This window comes from Bacillus sp. Brlt_9 (assembly GCF_051948935.1).
Classification (GTDB): Bacteria; Bacillota; Bacilli; order Bacillales; family Bacillaceae_G; genus Bacillus_A.
Genome location: NZ_JAYJLO010000009.1, coordinates 41,980 through 55,879 on the forward strand (window position 1 = coordinate 41,980; position 13,900 = coordinate 55,879).

The 13,900-nt window shown below is 34.9% G+C and carries 13 protein-coding genes; 7 read left to right on the top strand and 6 right to left on the bottom strand.

Features of this window, described 5'->3' with window-relative positions:
* Positions 1–86 precede the first annotated feature (86 nt).
* The 5 genes from VF726_RS25545 (at position 87) to VF726_RS25565 (ending at position 6,020) form a co-directional block, all read left to right on the top strand.
* Positions 87–905: a methyl-accepting chemotaxis protein gene (locus VF726_RS25545; protein WP_440173093.1), complete on the top strand. Its 819-nt coding sequence runs from the start codon at positions 87–89 to the stop codon at positions 903–905.
* 78 nt (positions 906–983) lie between these two features.
* Positions 984–2,588, top strand: coding sequence for a sensor histidine kinase (locus VF726_RS25550; protein ID WP_440172947.1), 1,605 nt, complete (start codon positions 984–986; stop codon positions 2,586–2,588).
* A complete protein-coding gene (locus tag VF726_RS25555) occupies positions 2,585–3,292 on the top strand; it encodes a response regulator (RefSeq protein ID WP_307879045.1) in 708 nt (235 codons plus the stop codon). The genes VF726_RS25550 and VF726_RS25555 overlap by 4 nt, the downstream gene beginning before the upstream one ends.
* Before the next feature lie 122 nt (positions 3,293–3,414).
* Complete coding sequence (locus VF726_RS25560; protein ID WP_440026833.1) at positions 3,415–4,761, top strand: 2-hydroxycarboxylate transporter family protein; 1,347 nt, start codon at positions 3,415–3,417, stop codon at positions 4,759–4,761.
* Between the two features lie 59 nt (positions 4,762–4,820).
* Complete coding sequence (locus VF726_RS25565) at positions 4,821–6,020, top strand: NAD(P)-dependent malic enzyme (RefSeq protein WP_440172948.1); 1,200 nt, start codon at positions 4,821–4,823, stop codon at positions 6,018–6,020.
* Between the two features lie 296 nt (positions 6,021–6,316).
* Here VF726_RS25565 and VF726_RS25570 read toward each other — a convergent pair whose 3' ends face one another.
* Positions 6,317–6,841, bottom strand: coding sequence for a DUF4871 domain-containing protein (locus tag VF726_RS25570; protein WP_440172949.1), 525 nt, complete (start codon positions 6,839–6,841; stop codon positions 6,317–6,319).
* 115 nt (positions 6,842–6,956) lie between these two features.
* Positions 6,957–7,883, bottom strand: a complete 927-nt coding sequence (locus tag VF726_RS25575; protein ID WP_440172950.1) for a DMT family transporter — start codon at positions 7,881–7,883, stop codon at positions 6,957–6,959.
* A 120-nt stretch (positions 7,884–8,003) separates the two neighbouring features.
* Here VF726_RS25575 and pdxR point away from each other — a divergent pair, with 120 nt between their 5' ends.
* Entirely contained in the window at positions 8,004–9,404 is a 1,401-nt protein-coding gene (gene pdxR / locus VF726_RS25580; RefSeq protein ID WP_440172951.1) for a MocR-like pyridoxine biosynthesis transcription factor PdxR, read from the top strand.
* Between the two features lie 33 nt (positions 9,405–9,437).
* On the opposite strand, the gene VF726_RS25585 is transcribed toward pdxR, so the two are convergent.
* The 3 genes from VF726_RS25585 to VF726_RS25595 form a co-directional block, all read right to left on the bottom strand.
* Entirely contained in the window at positions 9,438–9,950 is a 513-nt protein-coding gene (locus VF726_RS25585) for a GNAT family N-acetyltransferase (RefSeq protein WP_000351216.1), read from the bottom strand.
* Between the two features lie 145 nt (positions 9,951–10,095).
* The gene (locus VF726_RS25590) at positions 10,096–11,550 is read right to left on the bottom strand and encodes a HAMP domain-containing sensor histidine kinase (RefSeq protein WP_440172952.1); all 1,455 of its coding nucleotides are present in this window, start codon (positions 11,548–11,550) and stop codon (positions 10,096–10,098) included.
* Between the two features lie 65 nt (positions 11,551–11,615).
* Positions 11,616–12,287, bottom strand: a complete 672-nt coding sequence (locus tag VF726_RS25595) for a response regulator transcription factor (protein ID WP_000238949.1) — start codon at positions 12,285–12,287, stop codon at positions 11,616–11,618.
* Positions 12,288–12,617: 330 nt separating this feature from the next.
* On the opposite strand from VF726_RS25595, the gene VF726_RS25600 reads away from it, so the two are divergent.
* Positions 12,618–12,740 carry a hypothetical protein gene (locus VF726_RS25600; protein WP_001068388.1) on the top strand — a complete coding sequence of 41 codons (123 nt, stop codon included), beginning with the start codon at positions 12,618–12,620 and terminating at the stop codon, positions 12,738–12,740.
* 459 nt (positions 12,741–13,199) lie between these two features.
* Here VF726_RS25600 and VF726_RS25605 read toward each other — a convergent pair whose 3' ends face one another.
* Complete coding sequence (locus VF726_RS25605) at positions 13,200–13,706, bottom strand: GNAT family N-acetyltransferase (protein ID WP_000405868.1); 507 nt, start codon at positions 13,704–13,706, stop codon at positions 13,200–13,202.
* Positions 13,707–13,900 lie beyond the last annotated feature (194 nt).

Genomic DNA, 13,900 nt, shown 5'->3' on the forward strand with positions numbered 1-13,900 from the left:
CAGCAGAGCATGTGGCGGCATCGGCTGAAGAGTTAACAGCGAGCGTACAGCAAGCAAATGATGCGACAGATCAAATTACAATTGCAATGGAACAAGTATCAGGTGGGGCTGAATCACAAAGTCAAGGTGTTGAAGAAGGTGCGGCTACATTACAACAAGTAAATACAGCAATTCAAGATGTAACTGGAAGTGCGGAATCAATTTCTATCTCCTCATTACATGCGAGAGAGCGAGCTAAAGAGGGTGAAGACTTGGTTGAACAAACTGCAACACAAATGCAGTCTATTTCTAGGTCGGTATCCGAGTCGGATGCTATTATTAAACTTCTTGATGAGAAATCAAAGCAGGTAGGAGCTATTTCTGAAGCAATTCAAAACATCGCTACTCAAACGAACCTTTTAGCTTTAAATGCGGCTATTGAAGCAGCAAGAGCAGGCGAACAGGGCCGAGGATTTGCTATTGTAGCAGATGAGGTTAGAAAATTAGCGGAGCAATCAGGAGAATCATCTGGAGAGATTGCAAATTTAATTGCAGAAATTAAGGCGGATATTGAACATACTGTTAAAGCGATGGATAATGTGAATGGAGAGGTTCAACAAGGCCTTGATGTTGTAACAAAAACGAAAGCAAGCTTTACAGAAATTTTAAGTTCTACTACACATATTGTTTCTCAAGTTAATCAAATGGTAGAAACAACGAAGAGAATTGCTGGAGATGCAAATGAAGTGACAAATGCTATTGATGAAATTGCAGCGGCTGCAGAAGAAAATACAGCTAGTATGCAAAGTGTTGCTGCTTCAACAGAAGAACAAGTGAATTCAATGGAAGAAATTAGTTCAGCTTCGCAAAACTTAGCTGGGATGGCCGAAGAACTACAAGCCATGACTAGTAAATTTAAAGTATAATAACAGCAGATAAGTAAGGTGATATTATTTTCACCTTACTTATTTTTCTATTCAGCAATTAGGGGAGTCATTAACGGGATGATAAAAAGAAAAAGACTATGGAATTTATGGAAAACGATTACATTGTTAGTTTGTACAGTTGTAATTTTTTCTTTACTTGTGACAGATATATTAATTAGTCATAATGTAGAACGGACGACGGAGGATAGCCAAGCAGAGAAAGCAAAAACAATTGCACACATTGTGGCGAACGATTCAATTGTAATCGATGGTTTGATTGGGAAGGCAGATACTTCTGCAATCCAAACGCATACAAATAGAATATTAAAAAACACAGGTGTTCAATTTATTGTAGTTATGGACATGAATGGAATAAGAAAATCACATCCAAATCCTCAAAAAATAGGCCATCATTTTATTGGGGGAGATGAAGGGCCTGCACTGAAAGGAAAGGAACATGTATCGCTGGCAGAAGGAACTTTAGGTATTTCAATGCGAGTGTTTGTACCTGTATTTTCTGAAACAGGTGAACAACTTGGAGCGGTGGCCGTTGGTATTTCAGCAGATAATGTAAAAGAGAGAGTTAAGGAAAGTAGACATATCATTTACATTGGTGTCGGAGTTGGAGTACTAGTCGGAATTATAGGAGCAATATTACTAGCTAGACATATAAAGAAAAGTTTATTCGGTCTTGAACCTCACAGGATAGCGAAAATTCTTGAAGAAAGAAATACGATGCTACAATCTGTAAAGGAAGGTATTATTGCTGTAGATAAAGAAGCCAATGTAACTTTAATAAATAATGAGGCAAAACGATTATTTAAGAAAAGTGGACTTGAAGAAGATTTTATCGGTAAAGATGTTGAGTTGTATATGCCTAATTCACGTATAAAAGAAGTATTACAAACGGGAGAGGTACAATTAAACGAAGAACAAAATATTTATGGAATTACGATTGTGACGAATCGTGTTCCTTTATATGTAAAAGGAGAAATAGTTGGTGCAATTGCAACATTTCGTGATAAAACAGAGATTAGAAAATTAGCAGAAGAATTAACTGGTATTAGGCTATATGCGGAAGCGTTACGGGCACAATCGCATGAATTTATGAATAAAATGCATGTCATATTAGGGCTTACACACATGAAGCAGTATGAAGAATTACAGAAATATATAAGCGGTATGGTATCAGAGCATCAATATGAAATTGGTGGGGTTATGAAAAGAATAAAAAGTCCAGTATTTGCTGGTTTTTTACTCGGAAAACTTAGCTATGCTAGAGAGAAAAATATAAAATTAATTATTAGTGAAGATTCTCATATGCCGGAAATAGATGATGAAAGTATTACTCATGAACTAATTACGGTTGTCGGAAATTTAATTGATAATGCATTAGAGGCAGTGACGAATTGTGAAAAGAAGCAAGTTGAAGTTGAGATACATTATGGGGATACACTAACCATTACAGTACAAGATACGGGAAAAGGTATACAAGAAGAAGAAATAGGGGCATTATTTACGAAAGGTTATTCCACAAAGGGAGATAACCGTGGTTATGGTTTGTATCTTGTAAAAGAAAGTATACAGCGAATAAATGGGGAAATTTATGTGCATTCATTAGTAGGAAAGGGAACAAAGATAACAATTGAGATACCTAAAGGTAGGGATGAGAGGCAAATATGATTAAAGTTTTAATTGTAGAAGATGACCCGATGGTAGCAATGTTAAATACGCATTATTTAGAGCAAGTAGGAGGATTTGAACTTGTTCAAGCAGTTAACTCCGTAAAATCGGCGATAGAAGTATTAGAGGGATCACGAGTAGATTTAGTATTACTTGATATTTTTATGCCTGAAGAGACTGGATTTGAGCTTTTAATGTATATTCGGAATCAAGAAAAAGAAATCGATATTATGATGATTTCAGCTGTACATGATATGGGGAGTATTAAAAAAGCATTACAATATGGCGTAGTAGATTATTTAATTAAACCATTTACATTTGAACGATTTAAAAAGGCGTTAACTATATATCGAGAAAAGCTTACTTTCATGAAAGAACAACAAAAAATTAGTCAATCGGAATTAGATTCGTTAATTTTGCAAAAAGAAAAAAGAGAGCCTACTGTCACTAAAGAGCTTCCGAAAGGATTAACGAAGCAAACGATGCAATTAATTTGGCAGAAGATTGAGTCGCTGAATGGACGAGCATTTACAACAGAGGAAATGGCGCAATTAGTTGGTGTTTCAAGGGTTTCTATTCGAAAGTATGTAATGTTTTTAACTGAAATTGGAGTATTAGAAAACGAAATGGTGTATCAACATGTAGGAAGACCAGTGAGTAAATTAAGATGTATTGACCAAAATAAAATAGAGTTTTACGTATAAGCGACTTATTATAAGTCGCTTATACTTTTTTTAATTACAAAATCAATTACAAAACTTACAAAAACTATTTTTACTATTGAAAGCGTTTTAATATTGTTATTAAGAAAACAAGGGGGTGCCATATGGGAATTCAAAAGAATGTGGAAGCGGTATCATTTACTGAAGGAAATGAAGTACAAAGAGAATCTTTCGCTTCTAAAATTATGAATGTAAAAATCGGTGTTATACCTTTACCGTTATATGTAGTATTGGCTGCTATTATTTATGGGGCATCTGTATATAATAAATTGCCAGCAGATATGATTGGTGGATTTGCAGTTATTATGATCATGGGTATTTTCTTAGGAGACATTGGGATGAGAATTCCAATTTTAAAAAATATCGGCGGTCCGGCAATACTTTCATTATTTATTCCATCATTACTTGTATTTTTTAACTGGATGAATCCAGCTTCAATGGAAGCTGCGACTATGTTAATGAAAAAATCGAACTTTTTATACTTATATATTTCTTGTTTAGTAGTCGGAAGTATTTTAGGAATGAACCGTAAAGTGTTAGTACAAGGTTTCGTTCGTATGTTTATACCTTTAGTAGTAGGGACCTTAGCTTCGGTAGCAGTAGGATTATTGGTCGGTTCATTATTTGGATTTGAAATGAAGCAAACATTCTTCTTCATCATCGTACCAATTGTGAGCGGTGGTATTGGAGAAGGGATTTTACCATTATCGCTAGCTTATAGTGATATTTTAAACGAATCATCAGCAACGTTTGTATCACAGCTTATTCCAGCGGCTATTATTGGAAATATGTTCGCAATTGTGAGTGCAGGGTATATGAAGCGTTTAGGTGAGAAGAAACCGGAGCTTAGTGGTAACGGTGTATTAGTGAAAACAGACAATCAAGCGGAGTTATTAAAAGAACAAAATACAGAGAAGCCAATTGACTTCTCATTAATGGGAGCGGGTTTATTAATTGCGTGTACGTTCTTCATCTTCGGAGGATTTGCTTCTAAGTTCATTGGTATTCCTGGGGCAATCATTATGATTTTCTCAGCAGCACTTGTGAAATACTTTAAATTAATGCCAGCAAAAATGGAGCAAGGAGCATTCCATCTATATAAATTTATTTCGAAGAATTTAACTTGGCCGTTAATGGTTGGACTAGGATTGCTATATATTCCGCTAAAAGACGTAGCAGCAGTTCTTTCAGTAGGATATGTTGTTGTGTGCGCATCAGTTGTTCTTACAATGGTAGCATCAGGTTTTCTTGTAGGGAAAGTGATGAAAATGTATCCAGTTGAATCAGCAATTGTAACGGGATGTCATAGTGGTTTAGGTGGAACTGGAGATGTTGCTATTTTATCAGCTTCAAATCGTATGGAATTAATGCCATTCGCACAAATTTCGACTCGTTTAGGCGGGGCAGCAATGGTTGTAACAGCGACAATCTTATTAAAAATGTTTTCATGATCAAACAAGCTAGCTATATTCATATAGCTAGCTTGTCAAATTAAGGGGAGATTATAAGTATGTTAGAAAATCAAATTAATGAGAGATCATTGTTATTGCATAAAGAATTAGTAGGGAAAATTGAGATTACAAGTAAAGTAGAAGTAAATTCAGCGGATGATTTAAGTCTGACATATACTCCAGGTGTAGCGGAGTCTTGTAAAGCAATTGCAGCAGATGAAGAAACAGTGTATGACTATACAGCACGTGGTAATATGGTGGCAGTTGTCTCAGATGGAACAGCGGTACTTGGCTTAGGGAATATTGGACCGAAAGCAGCTATGCCTGTTATGGAAGGGAAGAGTATTTTATTTAAGAAATTTGCGAATGTAGATGCTTTCCCGTTATGTTTAGGTACGACTGATGTGGATGAAATCGTTACCCTTGTGAAAAATTTAGAGCCTACGTTTGCAGGAATTAACTTAGAAGATATTGCGGCACCACGCTGTTTTGAAATTGAAAAGCGATTAAAAGCAGAAACAAATATTCCTGTATTCCATGATGATCAACATGGAACAGCTATTGTCGTATTAGCAGCTGTTATTAATGCATTAAAAGTTGTTAGCAAACAAATGGATAATGTAAAAATTGTTATTAACGGTGCGGGTTCGGCAGGAATTGCAATTGGAAAATTATTATTAAAGGCTGGTGCACAGCACATTACGTTAGTTAGCTTAGAAGGTATTGTTTGTGAAGGTGAATCATGGATGAACGAAGCGCAAATTGAAGTTTCAAAAAAGACAAATCGAGAATATGTGCGTGGAACGTTAAAAGAAGCAATTCATCAAGCGGATATTTTTATTGGCGTATCTGCTCCTAACGTATTAAAGAAAGAACTTGTACAAACGATGAATGAGAAAGCAATTGTGTTTGCTATGGCGAATCCAATTCCAGAAATCTTCCCTGAGGATGCATTAGAGGCTGGGGCAGTTGTAGTAGGAACTGGGCGCTCGGATTATGCGAATCAAGTAAATAATGTATTGGCGTTCCCTGGAATATTCCGCGGTGCGTTAGATGTGCGCGCGACTGATATTACAGAAGAGATGAAATTAGCGGCAGCATATGGGATTGCTAACATCATTACGGACGAAGAACGTAATGCGAATTATGTAATTCCGAATCCATTAGATAAAAGAGTTGTTCCAAGTGTTGCGGAAGCTGTAGCGAAAGCAGCCATCGAGTCAGGTGTGGCACAAATTACAGAAATGCCAAGTTATTAATAGCTAAAAGCAGTGCCTAAAAGGCACTGCTTTTTTGAGATAAGAAATCAAAATAATGAAGAAGTGTAAAATTATTTATTTGTGTTTCCTCACTATTTATTTAATTCAATTGCAACTTGTTTACCATTTACTAAAACCTCAGTTACTGCTACGATCACTTCTATCATTTTTTTCATCTCTCATCTCTCCTTGTGTCATTTCTTACTTTAAGTATAAGAGAAGAGAGATACTTAAACTATCGAAGTATATGACGTAGAAATTACATTGTTGTAAGAAAGTGTTTTAGTTTTGTCACTTTACTCAGCGGTGATTACAAACTGATCATAATATTTTTCATTTACATATATGTTTAATACCCATAATCCAGATGAAGGTAGTGACATAGTGAGAGGGAGTTCGTGTGTAGTGGAATCAATTGTATTTGAAGTAGTCCAATTTGGTTTGGAAGTTTCTTTTTGAAAGAGTACGGGTGTTGGAGTTACTGATCCTTGCTTTAGTGCGATAATAGATAGTTTTCCAGTTGGCATTTCAGAATCTAAAAAGTACCACATGATTTCATTTTTTTCATTTGCGATAATAGGGCTATCAGCCATTGCGATTTTTTCTTCGATACCTTTTAAAGGTGTTTTTTCTTGTATGAAGGAGGGTGTTTCTTCCCAATTTACATCTTTTAAAACGCTAAGATGAAAGAAGGAAGGTGCATTAACTTGGGTGGATGACGTGGCGATAGCTTCTTTTTTAGGTGCTTCTGAATCAGGCTGCGCTTGTGTGCATCCAGCGATGAGAAAGGAGAAAAGTAGCATAGTTCCAATTTTTTTCATGGTGTCACACTCCTAATTTTTACTGTTAGTGTAATTGTATTTGCCAGAAAGAGGGACAATTCCTTTAAAGTATAAAAAGAGGTCGTAAGTTTTGTACGACCTCTTTTGACATTTTTTATATTTGTTCAGTTGAAAAGGTTGGTTCTCGTTCTTTTTGAGGCATCGTTAAGAAAATAACAGAAAGAACGATACATACGCCGCCTAGTAATTGATACGCTCCAAATGATTCATTTAGCCAAGCGATTGAAACGATAGCTGCTACAAGTGGTTCAATGCTAGATAAAATGCTCGTTTCTGTTGCTGCTAAATATTTCAGACTACCGATATAAAGGAGGAAAGAAAGGGTGCCACTTATGATGATAAGAATAAGCATAGAAAAAGTTTTTGGTGTAAAAGTTTGTGAAAGCTGATCCCATTCAAACGAGCGATTACAAATAAGCAGGGCAATGCCGCCAATTAACATTCCCCAGCCAATTACTACAGTTGTTCCGCATTCTTTAATAAGAGAAGCTGGATGAAGGGTATAAAATGCAAAGCCAATTGCTGTTAATAGGCCGAAAATAATGGCTTCTTTTGATAAAACAATATTTTCAATTGAGCCGTTTGTAATAATAAAGTACGTTCCCGTTAGGGCAGTAATAATTGCGAGTAGTTGCATAGAAGCAGGGAATTTTCTTTGTCCAAATGCGACATAAATGGTAATAAGAACAGGACCTAGAAATTGAAATAATGTCGCTGTGACCGCATTACTAATATGAACTGTTTCGATAAAGGCATATTGCGCACCGAGCATGCCGAGAATAGAGAAAATAATAAGTTGTATAGAATGTCTAGGATGTTTCCAAATTTGAAATATGTTTTGTTTCTTTATAAGTAAGAAAGATAAAATAAATATTCCCCCAAGCAACAAGCGAATTGTTAAAAAATCAACTGATGATACGTTAGTATGTTGAAATAGCCACTGAATCATCGGGCCAGATAATCCCCATAAGGTAGCTCCTGTAATAATCATAATGAGTCCAATCTGTCTATTGTTGTTCATGATCATGCATCCCCTCTCGAGTATTTGATTTTTTATGTGTGACATGATAAAAGGAATTATATATAATTTCTGGTACTGTAAAAAGTATCAGATTTCGGTTTTATTAAGGGGTCAGATATTATGTTAGAATTAACGCCTAATTTAAATATGAATAGTAAAAAGGCATTGTACGTGCAATTGTATGAGTATATAAAAAAAGAGATTAAAGATGGAACGATTCCGGCTTTTACAAAATTACCTGCTAAAAGAAAGCTGGCGAGCTATTTACAAGTGAGTAAGAATACAGTAGAAGCGGCTTACGAGCAATTACTTGCAGAAGGTTATATTGAATCAGCATCTAGAAAAGGTTATTTTGTATGTGAAATTGAACAAATGATTTATGTAGAAGGAAGCGAAGCGAAAGTAGAAGAAGTATCGTTTCGGGAGGAGAACTATACATTTGATTTCACACAAACAGGGGTTGATACGAACACTTTTCCGTTCACTACGTACCGTAAGCTTATTAATGATGTATGGCAGCCACATAATAATGAGTTGCTTTTTCTTGGACACCCTCAAGGGGAATTGAGCTTAAGGGAGGAAATTGCGAACTATTTGTATGAATCTAGAGGTGTACGTTGCTCAGCTAGTCAAATTGTATTAGGAGCAGGAACACAAATATTAGTAAAGCTGCTGTTTCAATTGTTAAAGGGAAGCAATTATGCAGTTGAAAACCCAGGTTATCATAGGAAAATGGTCGTTTTTGAACAGGGCGAAAAAAAGGTTCAAATGTTGTCTTTAGATAGGGATGGAATTTGTATGGCAGATTTAGAGAATAGCGATGCAAATGTTGTATTTGTTACACCTTCTCATCAATTCCCATATGGAATGATTATGTCTATTACGAGAAGGACGCAGCTTTTACAATGGGCGAAGAAAGAAGAAGGTAGATATATTATTGAAGATGATTACGATAGTGAATTTCGCTATTCAGGAAAGCCAATCCCGGCACTGCAAGGATTAGATACAGATGGGAAAGTTATTTATATGGGGACGCTCTCAAAGGCTTTATTACCTTCATTACGGATGAGCTATATAGTATTACCGAAGAATTTAATTAACAAGTATCAAAAGGAATATTTGTTTTATACGCAAAGTGTTTCAAGAATGGACCAAGAAGTGATTAGAAAGTTTTTAAATGAAGGTTATTGGGAAAAACATATTCATAAAATGCGTGTCGTCTACCGGAAAAAGAGAGATCGACTTGTTTTTGAAATAGAAAAGTATTTCTCTAGTCAGGTTGAAGTAATAGGAGAAGATTCGGGATTACACATTTTATTACAAGTGCATAATGGAATGCGAGAAGAAGAACTCATTCAAGAAGCTGCGAAACATAGTATCAAAATATATCCTGTGTCTACGTACTATCAAGACGGTACTGCGCCTGAAAATGTAGTTTTACTTGGGTTTGCGATTTTATCAGAAGAAGAAATTGCGAAAGCGATTCAATTATTACATAAGGCATGGTATACAAGAAAGTAAAAAAACATCCTCCAAGCATGAGGATGTTTTTTATTATTTATTTTCATCTAAGAATAAGACCATATGCTCTTCGTCCCAATATTGTCCGTTATATTTTAATGAACGTTCTTGTACACCGAATGTTTTAAATCCTAATGATTCATAAAGTTTTTTTGCCCCATCGTTGCCAACGACAACATCAAGCATAACTTGTTCTACTTCTAAAGATTTAGCAAGTTCAAGGCATTCTTTAATAAGTGCTTTTCCTGCTCCAAGTCCGCGTGCTTTTGGAGACACATATACAGAACCGATTTTAGCTTTATGTTCTTGTTTTACATATGGTTTCGTTTCCAGTGTTGCAACCCCGATTAATTGTCCATCTTTAAATGCACCTAGCGTATAGTTTTCATCTTGTGCTAATTTTTGTGCTTTATATTCAATCGCACACTCTTTATTAATAATATCTTCATAAGAAGAGCTGAAAGCTTCAGGGTTTTGCTTTAATCCTTCTACACGAAGTTCTAAGTAAATTTCCGCTTCGTCTTTTGTTAATACATGGATATCCAATTATATCACCCTCCAAATCTTTGCAAATGTACCTTTATTTTATATTGAAATAAGAATAATTTCAAAAGCTTAGCTTATATGAACTGATTTTATGAACAAAATAACACCAGTAGTGTTTACTACTACTGGTGTTTTCACACGCATCTTATTCAAAAGGTAGCTCGATTATAAAGTTTGTTCCTACTCCTAATTGGCTTTTTACTAGAATGGAACCGTTATGCAATTCTACAATTTCTTTTGCAACAGCTAGCCCAATACCTTTTCCTCCAGTAGCTCTCGTTCTGGATTTATCAACACGATAAAAACGATCAAAAATATGCGGGATATCTTCTTCAGGAATACCTTCGCCTTCATCGTCTACACTTATTGTGAAAGAATCAGTTTCCGTGAGTACACGTATCGTAATAGATGTGTTTTCTGGCGAATGTTGATAAGCGTTGTGTAATAAATTTAACATAACTTGCTCCATACGTCTTTCGTCTATGCAAACTTCTAAATCATCTTTGCAATATACATGGAGTTGCATTTGTTTATTTGTTAATGTTGTTTTTGTTTTTTCAATCATTCGTTCTAAAAATGGTTTAAGGATTACTTTTTGTTTTTTGATAACAAACTGGTGTTGTTCTAACTGTACAAGCATAAATAAATCTTGGACGAGATCAGTGACACTATCTGTTTCATCCTCAATGATTTGCAAGTATTCTTCTCGCTCTTCTTTCGTTAAAGAGTCTCTCTTTGCTACCTTCGCATAACCTTTCATATAGGTCAATGGAGTTAATAGTTCATGGGCGACACTAGCGAGAAATTCATTGCGTTCTTTTTTCATATAAGTTAGTTCACTTGATAAATCTTCAATCGTTTTTGCTAAGCTCCCAAGTTCATCATTCCGTTTAATACCTAAGTGAATTGGCGTATTTAATTTTGACATTTTTTCTGTGGCCCTCTTCATTTTTATAAGAGGTTCTGTAATAACACGAGAAAAAACAAAGACAGAAATAGTTGTTAAAATAATTGTTAAAACACTAATGATAAGGAATTGGTTCATGAGTTTAAGTAACATATTTTCTAAGAAAGATGTTTTTAATAACATATATAACTTTCCTTGAAACTTTGTTGTGTTAAGTGGGCTTACTGTTGTGATGAATTTTGATTTTTTCCAGTTTCTTTCGACGATTAATCCGCTTTCTGGGACAGATTCTGTTTTACAAGTAAGTTGTTTTTGCATTTCTTTTGTTACGGGTTCTGAGGTGGAAATAATTTTGCCGTTATGGTCAGTAATAATGATAGCTATATCGGAGTTAGAAATTGATTCCGATTCAACTAAGTGTGCAGCCGCATTTGCAATCTCGAACTCAGGGTACACGGGGCGTTTAGGATTTTTATTGTGTTCAGCGTGTTGCATTTCTTTATAATATTCATCCCGTCTCTCGCGAATTTTAATTTTTTTACTATAGCGATTACCTTTTTCTAAAAGAGCAAGTGTTTCTTCCTCAATCCGCATTGTTGAAATGCTTTTGTAAAAAGATACGAAAGCAATTGTTTCAATACATAAAGCTAATATTAAAAAGTATGTCCCAATTTTAAGTGAAAGTTTACTCATTTTCTCACCATACCTTATTTCATATAAAGGGTCAGTGATATACTATTGCTCACTGACCGAAATAATTATTCACTTTTCCATTTATATCCGACTTTATAGACAGTTTCTAAGTAATTTTCAACTGGAAATCCTTTTTTGCGTAGTTTATCACGGATATTGCGAATATGTGAATCGATTGTTCTATATTCAATGTCTGTTTCATAACCCCAAATTTTTTCAATTAAATCATCTCGGCTATAAGCACGGTTTGTATTTTGTAAAAATAGTCCAAGCAACGAAAACTCGATAGGAGTTAGTGAGATTTTTTCATCATATACTGTGACAGTATGTTTCGTTTTATCCCACTCGATACCATTGAAGCTAACAAATCCATCTTTCTTTGTACGGCGTAATATAGCCTCAATTCGTGCAACTAATACATGCTCATCAAAGGGTTTTGTAATATAGTCATCTGCGCCCATAGTGAGGCCTTTCACCATATCGTAATTTTGATTACGAGCTGTTAGCATAATAATTGGAACGTTGGAAATTTGACGGATTTGATAGCAAGTATCCCATCCATCCATATTCGGCATCATAACATCTAACAAAATAATATCGAAGTCTTTTTGTTCTATTAACTTTAGTGCTTCAAGGCCAGAGGTAGCTTTCATACAAAAATAGCCACGAGGACTTAAGAACAGATCTAATAATCGTAACATGCGTTCTTCATCGTCTACTAATAAAATTTTTACCATAATCTTGTGCACCCCAAACTGTTCATTCTACTTGTATAGTTTACATGAAAATAATAAAAAACTCTTTTTATGTGATTGAGTGGAAGAGTTATTTTTACGCTCAGAGTAATTGACATAAAAAATGCACTAGTTTTGCACAACTATTTTTTATAATAGAAAACGTAGCGACACAAAATACCCTATGTTGCGACATAACGTCATGTCATTTTATTTATAAAATGACAATTCCATTCTATTGTGTATGTGAGATAGAGAGGGTTTTCGTATTCACCTCGCATCGGATAAGAAAAATTTCCTATCTCACACTTTTTTTAAAAGGAGATCATACACATGAATCCAAAAGAAGAAATTTCAAAAAAAGAAAAGCAAGATCGTAATACGGTTGTCATGTGCATTGCCGTATCTATGGTTATTATTATAAGTTGTGTAAATAAAATTTTGGGGATTTTATAATATAAAAAAAGCTTATTGCTTCTTAAGAAGTAATAAGCTTTTTTCGTTGTTAGGGGGAAGGCGTGAAACAGCTCGCTAATGTGTTAACCCCCCTGACGTTAATCGTCCGTTAGGTCGAAACGTTAGAAACCCCCACTTCAAGCTTTGCTAAGTGGGGGAGTGTTCATATGATAAACCAAGGTAAAATTGCTAACCCAGAAGTTACAATTGCTGTAGTAAATATTAAAAGCATAGCTCGTTTGTTTTGTTTCATGTCACATTCTCCTCTACCTATCAATTGAATGCTATACGTTCATTTCATAATTGATGCCGCACTAACTAAAGTGTCACTTTATATTTTTAGTATAATGAATGGAAAGGTTTGGTACGATCGATAAAGGTGACATGAAGATTACATTGTTGTAATGAAAAAAGCATCTTTCTTAATAAAAAGATGCTTTTACAAACTATATTGAAGTATTAATCATTTAAGAACAGAACCATATGTTCCTCGTCCCAATATTGACCGTTATGTTTTAATGAACGCTCTTGTACGCCGTAAGTTTGGAAACCTAATGATTCATATAATTTTTTGGCACCAGCGTTACCAACTACAACATCGAGCATAAGTTGTTCTACATGTAATTTATCGGCATTTTCAATAATTGCTTTAATAAGAGCTCGTCCTGCTCCAAGGCCACGCGCTTTTGGGGAAACGAAAACGGAACCGATTTTTGCTTTATGTTCTTGTTTAATAAAAGGCTTTGTTTCTAAAGTAGCAATGCCGATTAAATCATCATCTTTGAAGACCCCTAGAGTATACTTATCCGGATTGCTTAATCGTTTTGCCATAGCAGCTACAGGATCCTCATGTTTCAGAACATCTTCATAGGAAGAGCTAAAAGCTTCCGGGTTCTTCGTTAAACCTTCCATACAAACTTTTAAATATATTTCTGCGTCCTCTGTCGTTAATAAGCGAATTTCCATAGTTGTAACCTCCTTGGTCGATTTCAAATAAATCCATTACTTTTATAAGATTGTATATGTGTTTTGTGAGCAGTCTCTTTTAATTTGTAAAAGAATGAAAAGATATATGCTACAATGTTTTGTTTTTTTAATATGTAATGAAATTATATATTAACTTTATTAACTATTCAAGTATTTAATATATTACATTTTCA

Bases quoted from the DNA above. Each gene is read 5' to 3' on its own strand.
- pdxR (WP_440172951.1), top strand. From the start codon at position 8,004: ATGTTAGAATTAACGCCTAATTTAAATATGAATAGTAAAAAGGCATTG.
- VF726_RS25605 (WP_000405868.1), bottom strand. From the start codon at position 13,706: ATGGAAATTCGCTTATTAACGACAGAGGACGCAGAAATATATTTAAAA.
- VF726_RS25545 (WP_440173093.1), top strand. From the start codon at position 87: ATGGAACAAGTATCAGGTGGGGCTGAATCACAAAGTCAAGGTGTTGAA.
- VF726_RS25550 (WP_440172947.1), top strand. From the start codon at position 984: ATGATAAAAAGAAAAAGACTATGGAATTTATGGAAAACGATTACATTG.
- VF726_RS25600 (WP_001068388.1), top strand. From the start codon at position 12,618: ATGAATCCAAAAGAAGAAATTTCAAAAAAAGAAAAGCAAGATCGTAAT.
- VF726_RS25565 (WP_440172948.1), top strand. From the start codon at position 4,821: ATGTTAGAAAATCAAATTAATGAGAGATCATTGTTATTGCATAAAGAA.
- VF726_RS25555 (WP_307879045.1), top strand. From the start codon at position 2,585: ATGATTAAAGTTTTAATTGTAGAAGATGACCCGATGGTAGCAATGTTA.
- VF726_RS25595 (WP_000238949.1), bottom strand. From the start codon at position 12,287: ATGGTAAAAATTTTATTAGTAGACGATGAAGAACGCATGTTACGATTA.
- VF726_RS25590 (WP_440172952.1), bottom strand. From the start codon at position 11,550: ATGAGTAAACTTTCACTTAAAATTGGGACATACTTTTTAATATTAGCT.
- VF726_RS25575 (WP_440172950.1), bottom strand. From the start codon at position 7,883: ATGAACAACAATAGACAGATTGGACTCATTATGATTATTACAGGAGCT.
- VF726_RS25570 (WP_440172949.1), bottom strand. From the start codon at position 6,841: ATGAAAAAAATTGGAACTATGCTACTTTTCTCCTTTCTCATCGCTGGA.
- VF726_RS25560 (WP_440026833.1), top strand. From the start codon at position 3,415: ATGGGAATTCAAAAGAATGTGGAAGCGGTATCATTTACTGAAGGAAAT.